This is a genomic window from Rhizobium sp. P2_G9 (assembly GCF_056403475.1).
The window spans coordinates 70,461-92,884 of sequence record NZ_JBFUFK010000038.1; the positions used below are offsets into that span (position 1 = coordinate 70,461).

Annotated in this window: 20 protein-coding genes; 13 read left to right on the forward strand and 7 right to left on the reverse strand. The window is 62.4% G+C overall.

From position 1 onward, the window contains the following. Positions 1-98 precede the first annotated feature (98 nt). From AC1DYF_RS27815 to AC1DYF_RS27855, 9 genes are all read left to right on the forward strand, one after another. Complete coding sequence (locus AC1DYF_RS27815; RefSeq protein ID WP_477880480.1) at positions 99-1,046, forward strand: sugar ABC transporter substrate-binding protein; 948 nt, start codon at positions 99-101, stop codon at positions 1,044-1,046. Between the two features lie 75 nt (positions 1,047-1,121). Further along, positions 1,122-2,192 (forward strand): ABC transporter permease, encoded by a 1,071-nt coding sequence (locus tag AC1DYF_RS27820; RefSeq protein ID WP_477880481.1) that lies wholly within the window; start codon positions 1,122-1,124, stop codon positions 2,190-2,192. Positions 2,193-2,194: 2 nt separating this feature from the next. Then, positions 2,195-2,995 carry an ATP-binding cassette domain-containing protein gene (locus tag AC1DYF_RS27825; RefSeq protein WP_477880483.1) on the forward strand — a complete coding sequence of 267 codons (801 nt, stop codon included), beginning with the start codon at positions 2,195-2,197 and terminating at the stop codon, positions 2,993-2,995. Between the two features lie 23 nt (positions 2,996-3,018). After that, positions 3,019-3,819 (forward strand): TIM barrel protein, encoded by an 801-nt coding sequence (locus AC1DYF_RS27830; RefSeq protein WP_477880484.1) that lies wholly within the window; start codon positions 3,019-3,021, stop codon positions 3,817-3,819. 38 nt (positions 3,820-3,857) lie between these two features. Beyond that, positions 3,858-4,856: an inositol 2-dehydrogenase gene (gene iolG, locus AC1DYF_RS27835; RefSeq protein ID WP_477880486.1), complete on the forward strand. Its 999-nt coding sequence runs from the start codon at positions 3,858-3,860 to the stop codon at positions 4,854-4,856. 21 nt (positions 4,857-4,877) lie between these two features. Continuing rightward, a complete protein-coding gene (locus AC1DYF_RS27840) occupies positions 4,878-5,183 on the forward strand; it encodes an RpiR family transcriptional regulator (RefSeq protein ID WP_477880487.1) in 306 nt (101 codons plus the stop codon). 52 nt (positions 5,184-5,235) lie between these two features. Next, positions 5,236-5,406 carry a hypothetical protein gene (locus AC1DYF_RS27845; protein ID WP_477880488.1) on the forward strand — a complete coding sequence of 57 codons (171 nt, stop codon included), beginning with the start codon at positions 5,236-5,238 and terminating at the stop codon, positions 5,404-5,406. A gap of 208 nt (positions 5,407-5,614) precedes the next feature. Beyond that, complete coding sequence (locus tag AC1DYF_RS27850; protein ID WP_477880489.1) at positions 5,615-7,303, forward strand: AMP-binding protein; 1,689 nt, start codon at positions 5,615-5,617, stop codon at positions 7,301-7,303. Positions 7,304-7,732: 429 nt separating this feature from the next. Further along, positions 7,733-8,128 (forward strand): endonuclease domain-containing protein, encoded by a 396-nt coding sequence (locus AC1DYF_RS27855; protein WP_477880491.1) that lies wholly within the window; start codon positions 7,733-7,735, stop codon positions 8,126-8,128. A gap of 258 nt (positions 8,129-8,386) precedes the next feature. Here AC1DYF_RS27855 and AC1DYF_RS27860 read toward each other — a convergent pair whose 3' ends face one another. The 6 genes from AC1DYF_RS27860 to AC1DYF_RS27885 all read right to left on the reverse strand — a co-directional run bounded on the left by AC1DYF_RS27860 (position 8,387) and on the right by AC1DYF_RS27885 (position 14,758). Next, positions 8,387-9,154, reverse strand: a complete 768-nt coding sequence (locus AC1DYF_RS27860; RefSeq protein WP_477880493.1) for an ABC transporter ATP-binding protein — start codon at positions 9,152-9,154, stop codon at positions 8,387-8,389. Positions 9,155-9,185: 31 nt separating this feature from the next. Beyond that, the gene (locus tag AC1DYF_RS27865; RefSeq protein WP_477880495.1) at positions 9,186-10,526 is read right to left on the reverse strand and encodes an ABC transporter substrate-binding protein; all 1,341 of its coding nucleotides are present in this window, start codon (positions 10,524-10,526) and stop codon (positions 9,186-9,188) included. Between the two features lie 95 nt (positions 10,527-10,621). Further along, positions 10,622-11,671: a branched-chain amino acid ABC transporter permease gene (locus tag AC1DYF_RS27870; protein ID WP_477880497.1), complete on the reverse strand. Its 1,050-nt coding sequence runs from the start codon at positions 11,669-11,671 to the stop codon at positions 10,622-10,624. Positions 11,672-11,674: 3 nt separating this feature from the next. After that, positions 11,675-12,532: a branched-chain amino acid ABC transporter permease gene (locus AC1DYF_RS27875; RefSeq protein ID WP_477880499.1), complete on the reverse strand. Its 858-nt coding sequence runs from the start codon at positions 12,530-12,532 to the stop codon at positions 11,675-11,677. 38 nt (positions 12,533-12,570) lie between these two features. After that, positions 12,571-13,338: an ABC transporter ATP-binding protein gene (locus tag AC1DYF_RS27880; protein WP_477880501.1), complete on the reverse strand. Its 768-nt coding sequence runs from the start codon at positions 13,336-13,338 to the stop codon at positions 12,571-12,573. A gap of 1 nt (position 13,339) precedes the next feature. Continuing rightward, positions 13,340-14,758: an LLM class flavin-dependent oxidoreductase gene (locus AC1DYF_RS27885; protein ID WP_477880502.1), complete on the reverse strand. Its 1,419-nt coding sequence runs from the start codon at positions 14,756-14,758 to the stop codon at positions 13,340-13,342. Between the two features lie 450 nt (positions 14,759-15,208). On the opposite strand from AC1DYF_RS27885, the gene AC1DYF_RS27890 reads away from it, so the two are divergent. Continuing rightward, positions 15,209-15,484 carry a KTSC domain-containing protein gene (locus AC1DYF_RS27890; protein ID WP_477880504.1) on the forward strand — a complete coding sequence of 92 codons (276 nt, stop codon included), beginning with the start codon at positions 15,209-15,211 and terminating at the stop codon, positions 15,482-15,484. Positions 15,485-15,520: 36 nt separating this feature from the next. Here the strand turns inward: AC1DYF_RS27890 and AC1DYF_RS27895 are convergent, their stop codons facing one another. Further along, a complete protein-coding gene (locus tag AC1DYF_RS27895; RefSeq protein ID WP_477880506.1) occupies positions 15,521-16,432 on the reverse strand; it encodes a LysR family transcriptional regulator in 912 nt (303 codons plus the stop codon). A gap of 165 nt (positions 16,433-16,597) precedes the next feature. Here AC1DYF_RS27895 and AC1DYF_RS27900 point away from each other — a divergent pair, with 165 nt between their 5' ends. The 3 genes from AC1DYF_RS27900 to AC1DYF_RS27910 all read left to right on the forward strand — a co-directional run bounded on the left by AC1DYF_RS27900 (position 16,598) and on the right by AC1DYF_RS27910 (position 22,403). Then, the gene (locus AC1DYF_RS27900; RefSeq protein ID WP_477880508.1) at positions 16,598-17,404 is read left to right on the forward strand and encodes an alpha/beta hydrolase fold domain-containing protein; all 807 of its coding nucleotides are present in this window, start codon (positions 16,598-16,600) and stop codon (positions 17,402-17,404) included. Positions 17,405-17,466: 62 nt separating this feature from the next. Continuing rightward, positions 17,467-18,657, forward strand: coding sequence for an efflux RND transporter periplasmic adaptor subunit (locus tag AC1DYF_RS27905; RefSeq protein ID WP_477880510.1), 1,191 nt, complete (start codon positions 17,467-17,469; stop codon positions 18,655-18,657). A gap of 476 nt (positions 18,658-19,133) precedes the next feature. Next, positions 19,134-22,403 carry an efflux RND transporter permease subunit gene (locus AC1DYF_RS27910; RefSeq protein WP_477880512.1) on the forward strand — a complete coding sequence of 1,090 codons (3,270 nt, stop codon included), beginning with the start codon at positions 19,134-19,136 and terminating at the stop codon, positions 22,401-22,403. The last annotated feature ends 21 nt before the right edge of the window (positions 22,404-22,424 follow it).

The following is a 22,424-nucleotide window of genomic DNA, read 5'->3' on the forward strand; positions in this document are numbered from 1 at the left end:
TTGGCCGGCAAGCAAGATCGGGAGCGTCAGCGACGTCGGGAGACGCGCTGTTTGAACATTGGGCGCGGGAGGATATGCGCCCTCAGCTGGAGGAATAAATGAAGACCGTATTCAAGAAACTCGCCGTCGGCGTAGCCGTTGTCGGCTGCCTTCTGTCCGGGATGAGACTGGCGGAAGCCAAGGACATCAAGATCATCGCGGTAACCCATGGCCAGGCCAACGATCCGTTCTGGTCGGTGGTCAAGAACGGCGTCGCCGCAGGCGCCAAGGACACCGGCGTCCAGGTCGACTATCGGGCACCCGAAACCTTCGACATGGTTGCCATGAGCCAGCTCATCGATGCTGCGGTCAACCAGAAGCCCGATGGACTGATCGTCTCGATCCCGGACGCCTCGGCGCTTGGACCGTCGATCAAGAAGGCCGTGGCCGCTGGCATTCCGGTGATCTCGATCAATTCGGGATCGGACGTGTCCAAGGAGCTCGGTGCTCTCCTGCATGTCGGCCAGGATGAATACAGCGCCGGCAAGGCAGCGGGCGAAAAGCTCAAGGAAATGGGCGGCAAGATCGGCCTGTGCGTCAACCAGGAGGTCGGCAATGTCGCACTCGACCTGCGTTGCAAAGGGTTTTCGGACGGCTTCGGTGGCAAGGTGACCGTATTGCCGGTCTCCAACGACCCCACGGATGTCCGTGCCAAGGTCAAGGCGGCGCTGAGCGCCAATGCCGATGTCGATACGATCATGGCGCTGGGTGCAAGCACCGCCGGCGAGCCCTCGCTTGACGCGGTCAAGGATGTCGGCAAGACGGGAAAGGTCAATGTCGCGACCTTCGACCTGTCCGCCGGCTTCCTGAAAGCCGTTGCGGCGGGTGACGCGGCCTTCGCCATCGACCAGCAGCAGTTCCTGCAGGGTTATCTGCCGGTCGTGTTCCTGGCGAATTACGCCAAGTATGGCCTGATCCCAGGCGGCAACGTGCCTTCCGGTCCGAACCTTATCACCAAGGACAAGGCGGCTCAGGTGGTGGATCTGTCCGCCAAGGGCATCCGTTGATTTCCTCCAGAGCGTGACCGGGCGGCCCGCTGCAGGCGGCAACCATCCATTCCGACTGCCAAAGGCGACGAGCGTATGCGCAATGTGGGTTTCCTGACCCAGTTGATGCGCCGCCCTGAGCTCGGCGCCGTCGCCGGTCTGATCCTCGTTGTCGTCTTCTTCGCCTTTACAGCTGACGCATCGATGTTCTCGCTTTCGGGCGTGATGACGATCCTGGCGCCGGCGTCGCAGCTGGGAATTCTGGCGATAGCCGCGGCGCTATTGATGATCGGCGGCGAATTCGACCTGTCGATCGGCTCGATGATCGCCTTTGCTGGCCTCATTTTTGGTGTCCTGCTGGTGAATTTCCAACTGCCGCTTTGGGTGGCGATCGTTCTCACGCTGCTGTTTGCCGGTGTGATGGGAGCGGTGAACGGGCAGATCGTCATCCGCACGCGGCTGCCGTCTTTCATCGTCACCCTGGCCTTCCTGTTCATCCTTCGCGGGCTGACCCTTGTCGGGCTCAAATGGGCGACGGGCGGCTCGACGCAATTGCGCGGCATAGAAGGCGTGGTTGGCGATGGGGTTCTCAAACAGATTTTCTCTGGGGTGGCTTTCCAGTCGCTGTTCGGCTGGCTCGCGCAACACAATCTCATCGAGAAGTTCGATAACGGTGTTCCCAAGGTCAGCGGCGTGCCGGTGTCGGTGGTCTGGTTTGTCGTGATTGCCGGTGTCGCGACCTGGGCCCTGCTTCGCACCCGCACTGGCAACTGGATTTTTGCGGTGGGTGGCGATCCGAATGCCGCGCGCAATTCCGGCGTTCCGGTCGACAGGGTCAAGACGGGATTGTTCGCCCTGACAGCATGTGCTGCGGCGCTGGTTGCGATCATCACCGTGCTCGACGCCGGATCGACCGATGCCCGCCGTGGTTTCCAGAAGGAATTCGAAGCGATCATCGCGGCCGTGATCGGCGGCAGCCTGCTGACCGGCGGCTACGGCTCGGCGATCGGGGCGTTCGTCGGTGCGATCATCTTCGGCCTCGTTTCCATCGGCCTGACCTATACGCAATTCGACTCCGATTGGTTCCAGGTCTTCCTCGGTTCGATGCTGCTGCTCGCCGTGCTCTTCAACAACTTTATCCGTCGCAAAGTGACAGGGGAGCGCTGATCATGGTCGATAGCAATGCAAATTCCGCTGGCCCGATCATCGAGGTCAAGGACATCGTCAAGCATTACGGCTCGGTGATCGCTCTTGCGGGCGTGTCGATGAAAGTCTCGGCCGGCGAGGTTCTCTGCCTGCTCGGCGACAACGGTGCGGGCAAATCCACCCTGATAAAAACACTATCCGGCGTTGTCCGCCCATCCGGCGGCGAATTCCTGGTGGAAGGAAAGCCCGTTCAATTTTCAAGCCCGCGCGACGCGCTCGATGCGGGCATTGCCACCGTCTACCAAGACCTGGCAATGATCCCGCTGATGTCGATCACGCGCAACTTCTTCATGGGTCGCGAGCCGCGCAGAGGCATACCGCCGTTCCGCTATATCGACTTCAAGCACTGCAACGATGTCACCCGCGATGAGATGCATAAGATCGGTATCGACATCCGTGATCCGAATCAGGCCGTCGGCACGCTTTCCGGCGGCGAGCGCCAATGCGTCGCCATAGCGCGCGCCGTCTATTTCGGTGCAAAAATCCTGATCCTCGACGAGCCGACCTCGGCTCTCGGCGTGGCCCAGACCTCCATGGTGCTGAAATACATTCACCAGGTGCAGCAGAAAGGGCTGGGCGTGATCTTCATCACCCACAATGTCCGTCACGCTTATGCCGTGGGCAATCGCTTCACCATTCTCAACCGCGGCAAAACGCTGGGAACCTACAGCAAGAGCGACATCTCCATCGATGAGCTCCAGAATCTGATGGCGGGCGGCAAGGAATTGCAAGCTCTGTCGGCAGAGCTCGGTGGAACAATCTGATCAAAAACTGAGGAATATAGTCAATGGTAGACGCAGTCTTACCGACTGAACCGTTCACGCTCGCCGTTTGCGCGGAGATGGTCTTTCGTTCGCTTCCCGTACTTGAGCGGCTCAGACGCATCACAGACCTCGGTTTCGTCGCCGAAATCTGGGACTGGACGAAGCATGACATCAAGGCCTTGGCGGCATCCGGAGCGACGTTTTCTTCGATGACGGGCTACGTCACGGGTACGCTCGCCGATGATGAAGGCGCTGATGAACTGATCCGAACGGCGAAGCTGTCGATACCCGTTGCCAAAGAGATCGATTGCCCCCGACTGAACCTGCATGGGACCGGGTTGGATGGGCAAGGGCTCCCCGTGGTCAAGAGCGAAGTGACGACCGGGCCGATGTGGCTCAAGGCACGAGACACCTTAAATCGCATCGCCGATCTCGGCGAGAAGGAGGGCGTCACCTTCGTGCTCGAAAATCTGAACGAGGCCGTCGACCATCCCAAAACGCCGTTCGCCAAGGCGGCTGACACGATCGCACTCGTCGCGTCGGTCAACCGACCGTCTCTGAAGCTCAATCTCGACCTTTATCATGCCCAGATCGGTGAAGGAAACCTGATCGAGCTCTGCCGGCAGGCCTTGCCCTTCATCGGAGAAATCCAGGTCGCCGACGTGCCCGGGCGTACGGAGCCCGGCACCGGCGAGATCAATTATCCGGCAATCGCCAAGGCTCTTGCCGGGATGGGTTACCGCGGCGTGATCGGCATGGAGGCCTGGCCGTCCTCCGATGACGAACTCGCCCTATCGAGGTTCCGTCAGGCGTTCACGCTCTGACGCGCCACATCACAAACTGACAATCAAGGAATGACATCATGCTCAAAATAGGTCTTCTCGGCGCCGGCCGCATCGGCAACGTGCACGCTAAGGCGATCTCTTCTCATGCCGGCAGCGCCCTCGTCGCCGTGTCGGACGTCAATATGGGAGCGGCACAAAAGCTGGCCACGCAATACGGCGCTCAGGCGGTGACGACCGATCAGGTGATCAGCGACCCCTCGATCGACGCCGTGCTCATCGCCACCTCGACCGACACCCATTCCGACCTGATCGAAGCGGCAACCAAAGCCGGCAAGGCCGTGCTGTGCGAAAAGCCTGTGGATCTGAGCCTCGAACGGGCATGCGCCTGCCAGGCGGTCGCGGCTGCCACCGGCCGTCCCGTGATGATCGGCTTCAACCGCCGCTTCGACCCGAACTTCGCAGCACTGAAGGCCGCTGCTGACCGCGGCGAAATCGGCAGAAGCGAACTCCTGTCGGTGACCTCTTTCGATCCGGCGCCGCCGCCGGTTTCCTATGTCAAGGTGTCGGGCGGTCTCTTCCGCGACATGATGATCCACGATTTCGACATGGCCTGCTGGATCATGGGGGGCCTGCCGGAAAAGGTGACGGCCGTCGGCAGCTCGATTGTCGACCCTGAGATCGGAGCCGCTGGCGATGTCGACACTGCCGTCGTCACACTGCTTTTCGCCGGCGGGCGAATCGCGGTGATCAAGAACAGCCGCCGCGCCGTCTACGGCTACGACCAGCGGGTGGAATTGCTCGGTTCGGAAGGACTGCTGTCGGCCGGCAACGTGCTGGAAAACACGGTCTCGAAAGCCACGAAGGCCGGCGTGGTCGGCGCCAAGCCCGAGTTCTTCTTCCTCGAACGCTATATGCGCGCCTATTCGGCCGAATGGGCAGCCTTTGTCGAAGCCGTGAATGCAGGATCGGCCCTGCCGGTGACGCTTGCCGACGGCGTCAATGCGCTGGCGGTCGCCGAGGCGGCAACGCGGTCGGCAAAGTCGGGTGAGACAGTCAGCCTGGCCAGCATCCTTTAATCCCACCCGTCGAGACACGCCGTGGCCGCGCCGGACGACAGCACAACGCAAGAGATGGCTTTCAGCGATCTCCGGGAGCGCATCCTGAGGCGTGAGCTTACATTCCCGCCGCAAGTGGAGAAGCTTGCGGCGGCATGTTTGGCCCGGCCTGAACTCCTCGCCTTCGAACACACCGCCGCTATTGCCGCCCAAGCAAATGTCCCGAAGGCGACGGTCACGCGGTTCGTGAAGCTGCTCGGAAAATCGAGGCTCAAAGAGGCACGCGAAATCTTCCGAGACGAGCTGAAAAGAAGGGCAGGTCAAGACGCCTGCTCGTCGCGTAATTGACCTGTTCTGCCGAAATCTCGGAGCGCGCGTTTTGTCTCCCTAGCGCCGTCTGATGTTGAAAGAGACCGACGCCGAAGCCGCGCGGGTGAACGTCGATTTTCCTCCATTCGACGCGCAGCATCCCAGCAAATTTCATCTCGACACCATCAATCTTGAGCGGCAGGCCTCGGCGCGTGAAATTCTGAGATGGCTTCAAGCTGCGCCTAATATCGCAATCCCATAACCTTGGCGCTCCGGGCCGCGCTAGCGCTAACGCCGTTGCAGCCCCAAACCGTATCAAATCGTTGCCGTCCTTCGGGTGAAGGCGTAAGCATTTGAGGCAAAGGCCGACCGGCCGGAGATGAGGAGCTCCGGCGGGAAGCGAGGCCCCGGGGCGGTTCTAAGCCGCTGACCGGCACGCCCGCCTTTGTAGGCCCATGGGAGAGGCTGGCATGACGGATCTGGCGCATGTGAAGGGCGACATAGCCCACCCGCTGATCGAGGCGACGATCGGGCAGTTTTTCGATGCCACCTGCGCACGACACCCTGACGTCGATGCGCTGATCTCGGCGCATCAGGATATCCGCCTGACCTATGCCGGGCTTCGCGAGAAGGTCGATGCGCTGGCGGTATCGCTCAGGCGTCTCGGCCTGCGCAAGGGCGACCGGCTGGGCATCTGGGCGCTCAACACCGCCGAATGGGCGCTGACCCAATTCGCCACCGCCAAGCTCGGCGTCATCCTGGTCAATATCAATCCGGCCTACCGCACCTGGGAGCTGAAATATGCGATCAACAAGGTCGGCTGCCGGGCGCTGATCCTCTCGCCGTCGTTCAAGAGCAGCGACTATATCGCCATGCTCAACGAGCTGGCCGTCGAACTGGCGCAGAGCACGCCCGGCGGGCTGGACGCCCACAATCTGCCATCGCTGCGCTGGGTGATCCGACTTGGCACCGACAAGACCCCCGGCATGCTGAATTTCGACGACCTGCTGGCACCGCCGTCGAAGGGCGAACTCGAAACCCTGCAGTCGCTCGGCGAGACGCTCGACGCCAATGATCCGATCAATATCCAGTTCACCTCGGGAACGACAGGCGCGCCGAAAGGCGCCACGCTCACCCATCGCAACATCCTCAACAACGGCTTCTTCGTCGGCGAAGCGATCAAGCTCCGGCGCGGCGAACGGCTCTGCATCCCTGTGCCGCTCTATCATTGTTTCGGCATGGTGATGGGCAATCTCGGCTGCCTCACCCATGCCGCCACGATCGTCTATGCCTCGGCCTCCTTCGACCCCGCAGCCGTGCTGAAAACCGCGGCGGACGAGGGCTGCGTCGGTATCTACGGCGTGCCGACCATGTTCATCGCCATGCTCGACCACCCCGACCGGCCGAAATACCAGTATCCCAGCCTGCGCACCGGCATCATGGCCGGCAGCCCCTGCCCGGTCGAGGTGATGAAGAAGGTGATCAGCATGCTCGGCATGAACGAGGTGACGATCGCCTATGGCATGACCGAGACCTCGCCGGTGTCGTTCCAGAGCGGCACCGACGACACGCTCGAACATCGCGTCTCCACGGTCGGCCGCGTCCAGCCGCATTGCGAGGTCAAGATCGTCGGCGAGGATGGCGAGACACTGGCCCGCGGCACCGCCGGCGAACTCTGCACCCGCGGCTATTCTGTCATGAAAGGCTATTGGGACGATCCCGAAAAGACCGCCGAAGCCGTCGATGCGGAAGGCTGGATGCATACCGGCGATGTCGCCACCATCGACGCCGACGGCTATGGCAATATCGTCGGCCGCATCAAGGACATGGTCATCCGCGGCGGCGAAAACGTCTATCCGCGCGAGATCGAGGAATTCCTCTACGCCCATCCCAAGGTCCGCGACGTCCAGGTGGTCGGCATTCCCGACGCACGCCTGGGCGAGGAATTGTGCGCCTGGATCATTCCGCAAGAGGGCGAACAGCCGACGGAAGCCGAGATCATCGATTATTGCAGGGGGAGGATCGCGCACTACAAGGTGCCGCGCTATGTCCGCTTTGTGGAGAGTTTTCCGATGACGGTGACGGGCAAGATCCAAAAATATCTGATCAGGGATGCGATGAAGCGGGAACTGGGGATAGAGGAGTTGAAGACGGCGTGAGGTCGGTGACAGGGCTATCGCATTTGCCCGACCCACGAAGGCGAGGTATCGGATAATTAAGAAAGACCCTCTCTGGCCTGCCGGCCATCTCCCCCACAAGGGGGGAGAAGACTCGCGGCACGCTCCTTGCCTCAATTTGGGCTGCGAGACTGCGGTTGGGTTAAGCCCCTCCCGCTTCTGGGAAAGGGTACGAAGGCCGGGTGAGCGGCAGCGAACCCTTGGCCGAAGTTGGTGAGGCGTAGAGCACCGCCGAAGCTTCGATTTGGGCGAGCGAGTTCCGCGAGTCTTCTCCCCCCTTGTGGGGGAGATGGCCGGCAGGCCAGAGAGGGTCTTTTTCCAAATGCGCCAACCCTCCCCCTTGTGGTATCCGAAGGACAGGTCGAGACAAGAGGCGCGATCTGGGCTTTGCAATGAGAGCAGTAGACAAAGATGCCGCATTCAAACATCGGATCCAAGACGAGAAAGAATGCGAAAGCTCTTCGCCGTGAGTTGACCAAAGCCGAGCAGGCGATGTGGGATATGTTGCGCGACCTGCTCCCTTATGGCGCCCGGTTTCGGCGCGAGACACCGATCGGACCATATATCGCAGATTTCGCCTGGTTATCCGCCAAAGTGGTCATCGAAGTCGATGGCGACAGCCACGAGACGCTTGCGGGAAAGATGCATGATGAGGCGCGCGATGCATTCCTGAAGCGACAGGGTTTTACGGTTCTGCGCTTCGACAATTTACAGGTTCTGGACGGCGCTGACTATGTTTTTACCGAGATCGAGCGGCATGTGAGGCATCTTCTGAAGGGATATGCCGGCGAGACGATGCCGTCTTAATCTGCTGTCAAAAGCCGCTGCGCACAAAGCCGGGCGTTGCATATGACGCGAAGACCCTCTCTGGCCTGCCGGCCATCTCCCCCACAAGGGGGGAGAAGACTTGCGGCACTCTCCCTGCCTCGATTGGGCCGAGGCGATCCGGACGGATTAGTCTTCTTATGGGAAGCCGAAGGACGGGTCGAGACCGGTGGCTCGACCCTGTAAGTTGGGGGAGGCGTTCCTGCGTCATACGCAACTGCCATCCGCCTCTCGCGGCACTCACCCGGCCGCCGCCACCTTCGCCCCCAGATAAAAATCATGCACATCCTGCCGCGCCAGCAATTCTTCCGCCGTGCCATAGGCCGCCACCCGCCCTGTCTCCAGAATGTAGCCGTAGTCGGCATATCTCAGCGCCAGGTTGACGTTCTGCTCGGCGAGCAGGAAGCTGACGCCGGATTGGCTGTTGAGCGTGCGGATGATCTCGAAGATTTCCTGTACGATGATCGGGGCGAGGCCCATCGAGGGTTCGTCGAGCAGGACGAGCTTGGGCCTGGTCATCAGCGCCCGGCCGATGGCGACCATCTGCTGTTCGCCGCCGGAGGTGAGCCCGGTCCTGACCTTTCGCTTCTCCTTGAGCCGAGGAAACCACGCATAGACCTGTTCGAGGCCCGCCTGCAGCTCGGCGCGCGAGGGCTTGCGGACGAAGCCGCCGGCGAGGATGTTCTCCTCGACGGTCAGTTGCGGGAAGCAGTGGCGGCCTTCGAGCACCTGCACGACGCCCTTGGCGACCAGGCGGGCGGCGGAGAGCGAATTGATCTGCTCGCCCTGCCAAAAAATCTCGCCGTGGCTGACCTTGCCACGCTCGGGTCCCAAGAGGTTGGACACGGCCTTGAGCGTCGTTGTCTTGCCCGCGCCGTTGGCGCCGAGAAGGGCGACGATCTTGCCCTCCCCGACCGTGAGCGAGACGTCCCGCACGGCCAGGATCGCCTGACCATAGAGCGCTTCCATATTGCGGATTTCGAGAAAGCCGCCTGCCTGATTGCTCATGAGATGATCCTGTCCGCCTGATATCAGAGGCTCAGTTCTGGGCTTCGCGCGGCACGATGCCCTTTTCCTTGGCATAGGCCGTGGCCTTGGCCTTCAGCACATCGGCAAACAGCGTCGGGTCCGCCTTGATCCAGTCGGTCCTGGTGTCCCAGGACTGGCCGTTCCACTGGATGATCTTGGCGGCGATCGTCTCGCCCTTGTGGTTGTCGATGGTCGTCTTGAGCGGGCTGATCAGGCCCTTGGCGCCGAGTTCGTCGAGACGCTTGTCGTCGATATTGAGGTTCTCGAGCGCCCACTGGCCCTCGGCGGCGGTCAGCGGCCGGTTGCCGAATTTCTTGTGGCCGGTGCGCAGCGCCTCGACGAAGGTGATAGCTTCGATGACGCCGTAATTGTAGTAGACCGTGCCGAACTTGGCATTGTCCTTGAGATCGGACTCGCCCTTGTCGAGAATGTTCTGCTTGAGCTTGCCGATAATGCCGTAATCGGTGCCCGGCGGGAAGACGGAGACGGCGAGATAGCCCTTGGCGACGGCGCCGGCCGGGCGCGCATCGTCTTCCGAACCCGACCAGATGTCGCCGATGATGTGATTGGCGGGGAAGCCGACGCGGGCGGCGGTCTTGATCGCCACCGGCGTCATCACGCCCCAGCCGCGCAGGAACACCCAGTCGGCATTGGCGCGGCGGATCTGCTGCCATTGCGTCTGCTGCTGCTCGCCCGGATGCGGCACGGGGATCTGGATATCCTCAAAACCGTATTTCTTCGACAGGATGCCCATCGGCTCGATCGTGTCGCGGCCATAGCCGGAATCGTGATAGAGCGTGGCGATCTTGACGCCCTTGAGCTTGTCATAGCCGCCGGCCTGCTCGGCAATATAGTCGACGATGATCTGCGCCTCGCTCCAATAGTCGAATACCAGCGGGAACTGATAGGGGAAGACGCGGCCGTCGGTGGCGATGTTCTGGCCGCCGCCGGGGCTGACGATCGGGATCTTGTCGATGCGCGCCTTGTCGGTCAGCGCCACGTCGAGGCCGCTCGAATGTGGATAGATTGCTGCCGTGAGCGCACCGTCATAGCCGTTTTTGTAGCGCTCGTAGCATTCGATGCCGCGCTCGATCTCATAGGCGGTCTCGCATTCCTTGACCTGGATCTTGACCCCGTCGACGCCGCCCTCGACCTCGTTGACATAGCGCAGATAGTCGATATTGCCGGCGCCGAACGGGATGAACGACGGGGCGTAGGGTCCGGTACGATAGGTGAAGAGCGGATAGAGCTGCTTGCCCTTGCCGTCCTCGGCATGCGCCGAAGCACCGGCCAGCGTTGCGGCGATGACGGCGGAAGCCGCAAGCGCCAGGGTCTTTCTAAGCATGGACATGTTTACCCCCTGTGGGATTGAGATTGACGCCGGATGCTTGGGAGGATGAGCGGACGATCCGGCGTCGGTGTGTTCCGCTCGAAAGGACAAGCGCGCTATCTGCCGGAGCTGAGCGCGCCAAACGTCTTGCGCATCAGGCTCGCCAGGCCATCCGGCTCCTTGATCAGGATCAGGATGATGATCGTGCCGAAGATGATGTGCTGCAGGTTGGCCAGCGCCCCCTGGTCGCCCAGGATCGAGAGATCGACGACCAGCGACAGCCGGTCGAGCAGGATCGGCGTCAGCACGATGAAGGCAGCGCCGAGGAAATTGCCGAATATGGTGGCGACGCCGCCGATCAGCACGATGAACAGCACCTGGAAGGACTTGTCGAGATTGAAGGCATGCGCATCCGACGTGCCGAGATAGGCAAAGGCCCAGAGCGCCCCGGCAATGCCGAGGAAGAAGGAGCCGATGCCGAAGGCTTGCAGCTTGCGCCTGGCAACGTCGATGCCGATCACTGAGGCGGCGGTGTCCATGTCGCGGATCGCCATCCATTCACGCCCAAGTCGGCTCTTGACCACGGCAAAAGCGAGCGCGATCAGCAGCACCGTCACCGTGGCGACCAGCAGATAGCGGCCAATGGCGGATTGCAGGTCGTGGCCGAGGAATTCCAGCCGCGGCGCCGAAATCGTCAGCGACTGGCTGTCATTGGAAAACCAGCTGAAATTGGTGAACAGCCATTCGAAGAAAAACTGCGCGCCCAGCGTCGAGGCGCCGAGATAAAAGCCCTTGATCCGCAGCGACGGCAGGCCGAAGAACACGCCGGCCGCCGCCGTGATCAGCCCCGAAAGGATCAGCACCACCGGAAGCGGCAGGCCGGGCGCGCGCAGCAGCAGATTATAGGTCGAAAACGCGCCGATCGACATGAAGGCCGCCGAGCCGAGCGACACCAGCCCGGCATAGCCTTGCAGCAGGTTGAGCGCGATGCCGGCCAGGCCCAGGATCACCGTCGGGATGATGATCGAGCTCAGCCAGTAGTCCCCGGCGACGGCCGGCACGATGCCGAAGGCGGTGATCAGGCCGCCGACGACCACCAGGCTTTTGAGCACCGGAAAGCCGGCCGGGATCGGTTGCGACAGTGCGGGTTCCTGAAGCGTGGCCATGGGTCAGACCCTTTCGATTTCGCGGTCGCCGAACAGGCCGGCGGGACGGATGAGGAGGAAGGCGACAGCGAGGATGTAGGCGAACCAGGTGGAGACCGAACCATTGACCAGCGGTCCGATATAGATGTCGGCCAGCGCCTCGGTGGCGCCGACCAAGAGCCCGCCGACGATTGCGCCGGGGATCGACGAGAAGCCGCCGATGATCAGCACCGGCAGCGCCTTCAGCGTCACCAGCGACAGTGAATATTGCACGCCTTGCCTGGCACCCCAGACGAGGCCCGCCACCAGCGCCACGATGCCGGCGACGCTCCAGACCACGCGCCAGATCACCGGCAGGCGAACGCCGATCGATTGCGCCGCGAGCGTGTCGTCGGCCACGGCCCGCAGAGATATGCCCATGCGCGTCTTGTTGAAGACGATCGCCAGCACCACGACCAGGCTGATCGCGATCGCCGAGGCGACGATGTCGAACTGGCTGACCAGAATGCCGCCGACATCGACGCCGATATCGGGAATGCCGAGATCGAGCATGTGCACGTCCATGCCCATGATCAGCTGGGCAAAGCCTTCGATGACGAAGCTCAGCCCCAGCGTGGCCATGAACAGGGTGAGCGGATCGCGGTTGCGCAGCGGCCTGAGCACCAGCCATTCGATGAGGATGGCGAGCAGCACCATCAGCGCCGCCGTGATCAGGAAGGCGACGGCGAAGGGTATGCCCTTTTCGGTCAGGGTGACGAAGGTCAGCGCCGAGAACAGCAGCATCGAGCCCTGGGCGAAATTGAACACGCCCGACGCCTTGTAGATCAGCACGAAGCCGATCGCGACGAGCGAATACATGACGCCCGCAAACAGTCCGGGCAACAAGGGTTTCGATGAAATAGGACATGTGTGCATGCCTCCTAGTGGACCGTGCCGAGATAGGCGGCGATGACATCGGGATTGTTGCGCACGTCTTCCGGCGCGCCGTCGGCGACCTTGCGGCCGTAATCGAGCACGACGACATGGTGGGCGAGGCCGAGGACGATGCTGACATCGTGCTCGATCAGCACCACGGTGGTGCCGAAGGTGCGGTTGACCTCGGCGATGATGCGGCTCATATCCTCCTTCTCCTCCTGGTTCATGCCGGCCATCGGCTCGTCGAGGAGGAGAAGTTTTGGTTCGGCGACCAGAGCGCGGGCGAGATCGACGCGCTTCTGGATGCCATAGGGCAGCGTCGAGACGATCCTGTCGCGATGCGTCTGCAGGCCGAGAAAGGCGATGATATTGTCGGCCCGCGCCAGGAAGGAGCGGCGTTCCTCGCCATCGCGGCCGATGCGGAAGATGTTCTCGAGGAAGCCGGTGCGCCCGTGGCGGGCGAGGCCGGCCAGCACATTGTCGCGGACGGAGAGCCGCTTGAACAAGGCGCTGTGCTGGAAGGTCCGGCCGATGCCGAGATGCGCCGCCTTCTTCGGATGGATCGCCTCGAAGCGGTTGCCGTCGAAGACCACGTCGCCGGACTGGGCGCGGTAGACGCCGTTGATGACATTGAGCAGCGAGCTCTTGCCGGCGCCGTTGGGGCCGATCAGGGCGCAGATCTCGCCTTTGCCGACCTTGAAGCTCAGCGCATTGAGCGCACTGACGCCGCGGAACGACAGCGACACGTCGTGCAGTTCGAGCAGCTCGGCCATGTCAGCCGCTCACCGATTTCAGCTGCGGCTGGCGCGCGGCAGCCTCGCCGCGCTTGACGGCCTCGATGTCGCGATAGCGGTCTGCCGGATGGTTCTTGGGCAGATACGGGCCGTCGCCGAACAGTTTTTCGCGCAGCGTGCCGGCCTTATAGGCAGTCGGATAGGCGCCGCGGCGCTGCAATTCCGGCACGATATAGCCGACGACATCCTCGAAACTGTCCGGTGTCACCGCATAGGCGATGTTGAAACCGTCGACATCGGTGTCGGCCACCCATTCCTGCAGCGTATCGGCGATCTGGCTATAGGAGCCGACAAACACCGGACCGAGCCCGCCAATGCCGCCGAACTGCGCCAGCTCGTCGATCGTCCAGGCCTTGTCGCCGCCGGCCAGATGCTCGACCACGGACTGGATGGCATTGGTCTCGACCTTCTTGACCAGATCGGTCGACGCATATTGGCCGAAGTCGATGCCGCTCCAGCCCGACATGAACACCAGCGACCCGTCATAGGAAACGTATTTCCGATAATCCTCGAATTTCGCTTTGGCCTTGGCCTCGGTCTCGTCGGTGATCAGGGTGACCAGCGTATAGATATAGATCTTCTTGGGATCGCGGCCGGCGCGGGCCGCACGCTCGCGGATTTCGGCGACATAGGCCTTGAGCACCGATTTGGTTGGGGCTGCGACGAAGACGCATTCGGCATGTTCGGCGGCAAACGCCTTGCCCGGCCCCGACGCGCCCGCCTGGTAGAGCACCGGCGTGCGCTGCGGCGACGGCTCGGTCAGGCCGTAGCCCGGCACATCGAAATACTTGCCCTTGTGGCCGATCTCGTGAACCTTGGACGGGTCGGTGAAGATGTGCTTCTTGCCGTCGCGCACCACCGCCCCCTCCTCCCAGCTGCCTTCGAGCAGCTTGTAGAGGACCTCGACATATTCGTTGGCGATCTCATAGCGATTGTCATGCCGCTGCAACCCCAGCTGCCCGACATTCTTGGCCCCGCTTTCGAGATAGGAGGTGACCATGTTCCAGCCCACCCTGCCCTTGCTGTGATGGTCGGCGGTGGCGATGCGGCGGGCAAACGTATAGGGGTGCTCGAACGACGTCGACGCGGTAATGCCGATGCCGAGATGTTCGGTCGCCAGCGCGATCGGGGCTGCGAGCTGCAGCGGATCGTTGACCGGGATCTGCGCCGCCTGCTCGATCGCGTGGTAGTTCGAGCCTTTGTAGACGTCGTAATAGCCGATCACGTCGGCAATGAAGATGCCGTCGAAAATGCCGCGCTCCAGCGTCCGGGCGAGATCCTGCCAGTAATCCAGATCCTTGTACTTCCACGACTTGTCGCCGGGATGCGCCCAGAGCCCGGGAGACTGGTGGCCGACGCAATTCATGTCGAAGGCGTTGAAACGGATATGTCGGGTCATTTCGGCTCCAGGACAGTCTGTGAAGATGCCCCTGAGCCTAGGCGGCGGCATCGGCTTAATACAGTTAATATATATTTTTTATGTATAATAATTTAGCCAACTGTTCCGCGATGAGTGACATCCTGGGAAAAACGATTTCGCCGTTTAGCCTGGCGTTAGATTGTTGTGCCGCGGCGAGTCAGTTGCGGTCAGCGACACCAACCGGCGGAGATGGGCACTCGCCACAGATCAGGTCCACGGTGAGACATCCAATTCGCCCATGACGCAAAGCCCTCTGCCCAGAGAATGCATGGCCGGGACTCGGCTCGACAGATCGCCACGCGTCCACAACGGACAGGGGACGGCGCGGAACGGCAACTTGTGAAAATCGTCCCAAAGCCGAGCAGCGATGTTTGACTTTTCCGCACGCCACGTCAGTATGGCGCCGGGAGGAGCCAATGCGAGGCTCGAATGACCAGAATTCCGCTGACGTCACGTCTGATCGAAAGTGTGCAATATAACCAGAGCACGCGCACACTTCACGTCTGGTTCCGGTCTGGCCGGCACAAATACCATTGCAACGTTCCGGCTACGAAGTTCGAGAATCTCGTTCACACGGACTCTCCGGGCTTCTACTATACCTACTATATCGCATCCCATAACCGGAAGGTGCGCAAACCGATCACATGGATTTACAAGGCATTTGGCGCGCTCGTGGCAGTCGCCCTGCTTTCGATCCCGGGTTGATCGCCATCGGCGCTCTGCCCGCGGGCGCCGCCCCCCTCACACCTCGTTCAATCGCCGATCCGCCAGCAACTTCACCAGCCAGTCGACGAACACCCGGACCTTGTTGCTCATGTGCCGGTTGGAGGGGTAGACGACGTAGAGTGGGATCGGCTCGGTGTTCCACTCGGTCAGCACCGGCACCAGCCTGCCCTGGGCGAGCTCGTCGGGAACCATGAAGCGCGGCAATTGCGCGACGCCGAGGCTGGACAAGGCCGCCGTCACATAGCTGCGGGCGTCGTTGACCGAGAGGATGTAGCGGCCGGTCACCGCGATCGTCTCGCCGTCCCGCATGAATTCGAACGGCATTGTCCGGTTGCCCTGGGCGCGAAAATAATTGACGCAATAATGCTTCGTTTCCAGCTCCTCAGGCGACCCCGGCATGCCGAATTTCTCGATATAGAGGGAGGACGCACAGGTGATCAGCCCGACTTCGGACACCCGCCGCGCGATCAGCGACTGGTCGCCCGGCGGGCCGCCGCGCAACGCGCAATCGACATTTTCGGCGAGATAATCGACGGTCCGGTCGCCGACGCCGAGATCGATATGGATGTCGGGGAATTTCTTGCAGAAATCGCAGAGTGCCGGGATCACGACCCAGTCGGCGAAAGCGCCCGCCATTTCGACGCGCAGCCGCCCGCTGGGGCTGGCGGTCGAATTGGTCAGCGTGCCGTCGAGCTCCTCGACTTCGGAAACGATGCGCGCGGCCCGCTCGTAATAGAGCGCGCCATCGGTGGTGACGACCACACGCCGTGTGGTGCGATTGAGCAGTTGGGTGCTCAGATGCGCCTCCAGCCCCTGGATGAGATTGGTCACCGTCGCCTTGGGCATGGCCAGCGCCTCGGCGGCACGGGTAAAATTGCCGGTCTCGACGACGCGGATGAAGGCGCGCATGGCCGAAAGCTGGTCCATCGGAGGTCACCTCGTCTGCTGCAATGCGATATTGTTCGAAATCCTGAATAGTGTTGTCAGTTATAGCCGACTTGTTCTCCAATGTGAACAACCATATGTCTTTATGCAAATCCTGGGCATGCCGCGCTCAGGATGTGCTATTTTTCGGATATGGATATCAGGACGATGCCGGTCGAAGTGAAGGACATGATGCTGGACAAGGTGGCCGTCGGCCCCGTGTCGGCACGCGTCTATCAGGGCGCCGAATATGGCAAGGGTCCGCCGATTGTGCTGTTCTTCGGTGGCGGCGCCTTTGTCGACAAGGGGCTGACCAACTGCCCGATCGCCGAGACCCTGGCGAGCATTGGCGCCATCGTTGTGGTTCCCGATTATAACGCGCCGCTCGGCAGCGCCTTTCCGAAATCGCTCGAAGTCGGCTTCTCGATCTTTTCCTATTTCGCCAAGAAGCGCGCCGGCCTGGGCGACCGCAAGTCGCTGCTGCTGGTGGGCGGCCAGGAGGCCGGCGGCAATGTCGCGGCAGCCGTGGCGCTCAAGGCGCGCGATTACTTCGCCAAGGAGCTCGACGGCCAGGTGCTGATGTCGCCGCTGCTCGACCCGTTCATGAGTTCCGCCTCGATGCGCGAGGCCGACGCCATCGGCATGCGCGAGCGCTGGACCGATGGCTGGAGCCATTATCTCAGCGCCGGGGTCTGCCATCCTTATGCTGCGCCGTGCATGTGTTCGCGCGTCAACGACCTGGCGCCGACGCTGATGCTGACAGCAAATGACGACCCTTTGCGCGATGAAGCAACGGGCTATGCCAAACGGCTTGAGCAGGCCGGCAACAAGGTTCGCCAACATATCCTCCCCGCCGGGACAGGTTGGCCTTCGATTTATGGCGGGACATCCAACCACGCCGCCACGTGGCAAGACATTATTCGCAAGGAGTTCGGCGACTTCGTCCGGGACATCGGTTCGGACCGGTCCGGTTAGTTTTTTGAAATGAAATCTGCGGACCACCCATCTTTTCAGGGTTGGCCGCAAGGAGAGAGACAATGACATCGATCATGAAGCGCTGGGCCCTGGTGGGCGCCGGCCTGGGTTTGGCTGCGTCTTTTGGAGCTGCAGCCCTGTTTCTGGAATTGCCGATGGGCACTGCCGCCACCGCCTCCGAGGCGCCGGCACAACCGCCGGCGATCCCGGTGACGGTGGCGACGGTGACCAGCCGCAGCGTCACCGCCTGGCAGGAATTTTCCGGCCGCCTGGAGGCTGTCGACCGCGTGCAGATCCGCTCGCGCGTCGCCGGCGCCATCCAGTCGGTGAATTTCCGCGAGGGCGCGCTGGTCAAGGCCGGCGACCTGCTGTTCACCATCGACCCGGCCCCTTATGAGGCCGCGGTCGCCCAGGCCGAAGGCCAGGTCGCCTCGGCCAGGGCGCATGCCAGCTTCGCCCAGCTGCAGGTCGATCGCGGCCGCAAGCTGGTGGAAAACAAGGCGATTTCGCAGGCCGACATGGACCAGCGCCAGAACGCGCTGACGGAAGCCGAAGCCGGCTTGCGCACCGCCGAGGCCGCGCTTCAGACCGTCACGCTCGACCTCAGCTACACCAAGGTGCGCGCGCCGGTGGCCGGCCGCGTCGGCAAGGTGGAAATCACGCTCGGCAACCTCGTCGCGGCCGGTTCGGCCTCGCCCGCGTTGACGACGCTGGTCTCGGTCGATCCGATCTATGCCGGCTTCGACGCCAGCGAGGAAGTGGTGACCAAGGCGCTCGCCGAACTACAGCACACCACCGCGGCCACGCCGGATATCGAGCAGATCCCAGTCGAGATCGGCACGCTCGCCGACAACGGCACGCCGATCAAGGGCAAGCTGCAATTGATCGACAACCAGGTCGATGCGGCCAGCGGCACGATTGCCGTACGCGCCGTGTTCGACAATCCCGGCGGCCGGCTAATCCCGGGCCAGTTCGTCAAGGTGCGGATGGGCCAGCCCAAGGCGGAGATGAAGATCCTCGTCAGCGAACGGGCCATCGGCACCGACCAGGACAAGAAATTCGTCTTCGTCGTCGGCGCCGACAACAAGGTCGCGTATCGCCCGGTGGAGCTCGGCGCCAATGCCGAGGGTCTGCGCGTGATCGAAAGCGGGCTGAAGGCGGGCGATAGGATTGTGGTCAACGGGTTGCAGCGGGTGAGGCCCGGCGTGGTCGTGGCGCCGCAGCAGGAAGAGAAGGTCGCGGCAGCGAAGTAAGGCCGCGGGTTTTCCTCTCCCCTTGTGGGAGAGGATACGCAGGCCGGGTGAGTGCAACGAACCCTTGGCCGAAGTTGGTGAGGGGTGAAAGCCCCGTCGCATTACCCCTCACCAAGCGCGCCCAAGCACTCGACCTTTGGTCTCGCGCTGGCTTGCTATCCTCTCCCACAAGGGGAGAGGCAGGGTGCCACGAACGCCCGCCGCGCTTGGGGCACAACGGTGCAGCGGATTTTCCTCGCCCCTTGCGGGAGAGGATACGAAGGCCGGGTGAGCACTTGCGAACCCCTGGCCGAAGTTGGTGAGGGGTGAATCGCCGCCGCATTACCTCTCATCAGCCTTCTGAGTTCATCGAAGGGCGGGAAGCTTCTCCCCAATGGAGGAGAAGATGAAGCCTTACCAATAACGACCCCACCAGCGGCCCTCCCACCGCCGGCGCGGGTCCCTACACCCAATTTCACCCCGGAGAGGGCTTTGAAATGAACATCTCCAGATTCTTCGTCGACCGCCCGGTGTTTGCCGGGGTTCTATCGGTCCTCATCCTCGTCGCCGGCCTGATCGGTCTCAGATCGCTGCCGATCTCGGAATATCCCGAAGTCGTGCCGCCCTCGATCGTCGTGCGTGCCACCTATCCCGGCGCCAATCCGAAGGTCATTGCCGAGACCGTCGCCACCCCGCTCGAAGAGCAGATCAACGGCGTCGAGGGCATGCTCTATATGTCCAGCCAGGCGACGTCGGATGGCGTCATGACGCTGACCGTCACCTTCAAGCTCGGCACCGACCCCGACCAGGCGCAGCAGCTGGTGCAGAACCGCGTCGCGCAGGCCGAGCCGCGCCTGCCCGACGAGGTCAAGAATATCGGCGTCACCACGGTCAAGAGCTCGCCGGACCTGATGATGGTCGTCAACCTCACCTCGCCCGACAATCGCTACGACATCACCTATCTGCGCAATTACGGCGTGCTCAACATCAAGGACCGGCTGGCCAGCATCCCGGGTGTCGGCCAGGTGCAGATCTTCGGTTCGGGCGATTATTCGATGCGCATCTGGATCGATCCGCAGAAGGCCGCCGAACATGGCCTTGCGGCGAGCGACATCACCAACGCCATCCGCCAGCAGAATGTCCAGGCCGCAGCCGGCATTATCGGCGCGTCGCCCAGCCTGCCCGGCGTCGACGTGCAATTGAACGTCAATGCCCAGGGCCGCCTGCAGACGCCTGAGGAATTCGGCAACATCATCGTCAAGAGCGGCACCGGCGGCGCCATCACCCGCCTGCGCGACGTCGCCCGTGTCGAGCTCGGCGCTGCCGACTATTCGCTGCGCTCGCTGCTCGACGGCAAGGCGGCGGTGGCGATCCCGGTGTTCCAGGCGCCGGGTTCCAATGCCATCGCCATCTCCGACGAGGTGGTCAAGACCATGAACGAGCTGCAGCTCGCCATGCCCGAAGGCGTGAAATACGAGATCGTCTACGACACCACCAAGTTCGTCCGCGCCTCGATCGAAAAGGTCGTTGACACGCTGCTCGAAGCCGTGGCGCTGGTCGTGCTCGTCGTCATTCTCTTCCTGCAGACCTGGCGCGCCTCGATCATTCCGCTGATCGCGGTCCCGGTGTCGATCATCGGCACGTTCGGCGTCATGTATGCCTTCGGCTTCTCGATCAATGCGCTCAGCCTCTTCGGTCTGGTGCTGGCGATCGGCATCGTCGTCGATGACGCCATCGTCGTCGTCGAAAATGTCGAGCGCAATATCCAAAACGGCCTGTCACCGCGGCTCGCGACCTACCAGGCGATGAAGGAAGTCTCCGGCCCGATCGTGGCGATCGCGCTGGTGCTGATCGCGGTCTTCGTGCCGCTCGCCTTCATCACCGGCCTTTCCGGCCAGTTCTATCGCCAGTTCGCGCTGACGATTGCGATCTCGACGGTAATTTCGGCGATCAATTCGCTCACCCTCTCCCCTGCCCTCGCGGCCCTGCTGCTCAAGGACCACCACGCGCCGAAGGATTGGCTGACGCGCAGCATGGACTTCGTCTTCGGCTGGTTCTTCCGCGGCTTCAACCGCGCCTTCGGCGCCGGCTCCAATGCCTATGGCAAGGGCGTCGGCGGGCTCTTGTCGCGCAAGAGCATTGTCATGGTCATCTATCTGGCTCTGGCCGGCACCACCTACGGCCTGTTCAACGCCATACCCGGCGGCTTCGTGCCGGCGCAGGACAAGCAGTACCTGATCGGCTTTGCCCAGCTGCCGGACGGCGCCACGCTGGACCGCACCGAAGACGTCATCAAGCGGATGAGCGCGATAGCGCTGGCCGAGCCGGGCGTCGAACATGCCATCGCCTTTCCCGGACTCTCGATCAATGGCTTCACCAATTCGTCGAATGCCGGCATCGTCTTCGTCACGCTCAAGGATTTCGATGAGCGTAAGACGCCGAACCTCTCCGGCGGCGCCATCGCCATGACGCTGAACCAGAAGTTCGGCGCCATCCAGGATGCCTTCATCGCCATGTTCCCGCCGCCGCCGGTGCTCGGCCTCGGCACGACGGGCGGCTTCAAGCTGCAGTTGGAAGACCGCGCCGGCCTGGGCTACCAGGCGCTCGACGATGCGACCAAGGCCTTCCTCATGAAGGCCTATCAGACGCCGCAACTGGCAGGCCTGTTCTCCAGCTACCAGATCAACGTGCCGCAGCTCTATGCCGACCTCGATCGCGCCAAGGCCGAACAGCTGGGCGTCTCCGTGACCGATGTGTTCGAGACGCTGCAGATCTATCTGGGCTCGCTCTATGTCAACGACTTCAATGCCTTCGGCCGCACCTACAGCGTCCGCGCGCAGGCAGACAGCAAGTTCCGCGCGACGGCCGACGATATCGGCAACCTGAAGGTCCGCTCGGCATCGGGCCAGATGATCCCGCTGTCGGCGCTTCTGAAGGTCGAGGCGACGACCGGTCCGGAGCGCACCAACCGCTATAACGGCTTCCTCTCCGCCGACATCAATGGCGGCCCGGCGCCCGGTTTCTCCTCCGGCCAGGCCCAGGAAGCGATCGAAAAGATCGCCGCCGAAGTCCTGCCCAAGGGCATCGGCTATGAATGGACCGACCTGACCTACCAGCAGATCCTCGCCGGAAGTTCGGGCATACTGGTCTTCCCGCTGGCGCTGCTCCTGGTCTACCTCGTGCTCGCCGCCCAGTATGAAAGCCTGACGCTGCCGCTGGCGATCATCATGATCGTGCCGATGGGTGTGCTGGCGGCGCTGACCGGCGTCTGGCTCACCCATGGAGACAACAATATCTTCACCCAGATCGGCCTGATCGTGCTGGTGGGACTGTCGGCGAAGAACGCCATCCTGATCGTGGAATTCGCCCGCGAGCTGGAATTTGCCGGCCGCACCCCGGTCCAGGCGGCGATCGAAGCCAGCCGCCTACGCCTGCGCCCGATCCTGATGACCTCGATGGCCTTCATCATGGGCGTCATCCCGCTGGTTACCTCCACCGGTGCGGGCGCCGAAATGCGCGCCGCCATGGGTGTCGCGGTGTTCTCCGGCATGATCGGCGTCACCTTCTTCGGCATCTTCATGACCCCGGTCTTCTACGTGCTCGTCCGCAAAGCCACCGGCAGCCGCCCGCTGGTGCAGCACACCGAGGAGCATGCCGAGCCGGAAAAGCTGCCGGAACCGGTCGTGCTCGCGGCAGAGCGGGGGGACGCCACACTCGAGGACCGCAGCAAGACGCCGCCGGAACTGGCGCATATGGATCTTGTGTAAAAACATTCGTCCCGGCCGGAA

Coding starts and splice junctions, on each gene's coding strand:
- AC1DYF_RS27870 (WP_477880497.1), bottom strand. CDS start 11,671: ATGGCCACGCTTCAGGAACCCGCACTGTCGCAACCGATCCCGGCCGGC.
- AC1DYF_RS27830 (WP_477880484.1), top strand. CDS start 3,019: ATGGTAGACGCAGTCTTACCGACTGAACCGTTCACGCTCGCCGTTTGC.
- AC1DYF_RS27865 (WP_477880495.1), bottom strand. CDS start 10,526: ATGTCCATGCTTAGAAAGACCCTGGCGCTTGCGGCTTCCGCCGTCATC.
- AC1DYF_RS27825 (WP_477880483.1), top strand. CDS start 2,195: ATGGTCGATAGCAATGCAAATTCCGCTGGCCCGATCATCGAGGTCAAG.
- iolG (WP_477880486.1), top strand. CDS start 3,858: ATGCTCAAAATAGGTCTTCTCGGCGCCGGCCGCATCGGCAACGTGCAC.
- AC1DYF_RS27885 (WP_477880502.1), bottom strand. CDS start 14,758: ATGACCCGACATATCCGTTTCAACGCCTTCGACATGAATTGCGTCGGC.
- AC1DYF_RS27895 (WP_477880506.1), bottom strand. CDS start 16,432: ATGGACCAGCTTTCGGCCATGCGCGCCTTCATCCGCGTCGTCGAGACC.
- AC1DYF_RS27860 (WP_477880493.1), bottom strand. CDS start 9,154: ATGAGCAATCAGGCAGGCGGCTTTCTCGAAATCCGCAATATGGAAGCG.
- AC1DYF_RS27900 (WP_477880508.1), top strand. CDS start 16,598: ATGCCGGTCGAAGTGAAGGACATGATGCTGGACAAGGTGGCCGTCGGC.
- AC1DYF_RS27815 (WP_477880480.1), top strand. CDS start 99: ATGAAGACCGTATTCAAGAAACTCGCCGTCGGCGTAGCCGTTGTCGGC.
- AC1DYF_RS27905 (WP_477880510.1), top strand. CDS start 17,467: ATGACATCGATCATGAAGCGCTGGGCCCTGGTGGGCGCCGGCCTGGGT.
- AC1DYF_RS27820 (WP_477880481.1), top strand. CDS start 1,122: ATGCGCAATGTGGGTTTCCTGACCCAGTTGATGCGCCGCCCTGAGCTC.
- AC1DYF_RS27850 (WP_477880489.1), top strand. CDS start 5,615: ATGACGGATCTGGCGCATGTGAAGGGCGACATAGCCCACCCGCTGATC.
- AC1DYF_RS27845 (WP_477880488.1), top strand. CDS start 5,236: ATGTTGAAAGAGACCGACGCCGAAGCCGCGCGGGTGAACGTCGATTTT.
- AC1DYF_RS27880 (WP_477880501.1), bottom strand. CDS start 13,338: ATGGCCGAGCTGCTCGAACTGCACGACGTGTCGCTGTCGTTCCGCGGC.
- AC1DYF_RS27855 (WP_477880491.1), top strand. CDS start 7,733: ATGCCGCATTCAAACATCGGATCCAAGACGAGAAAGAATGCGAAAGCT.
- AC1DYF_RS27890 (WP_477880504.1), top strand. CDS start 15,209: ATGACCAGAATTCCGCTGACGTCACGTCTGATCGAAAGTGTGCAATAT.
- AC1DYF_RS27910 (WP_477880512.1), top strand. CDS start 19,134: ATGAACATCTCCAGATTCTTCGTCGACCGCCCGGTGTTTGCCGGGGTT.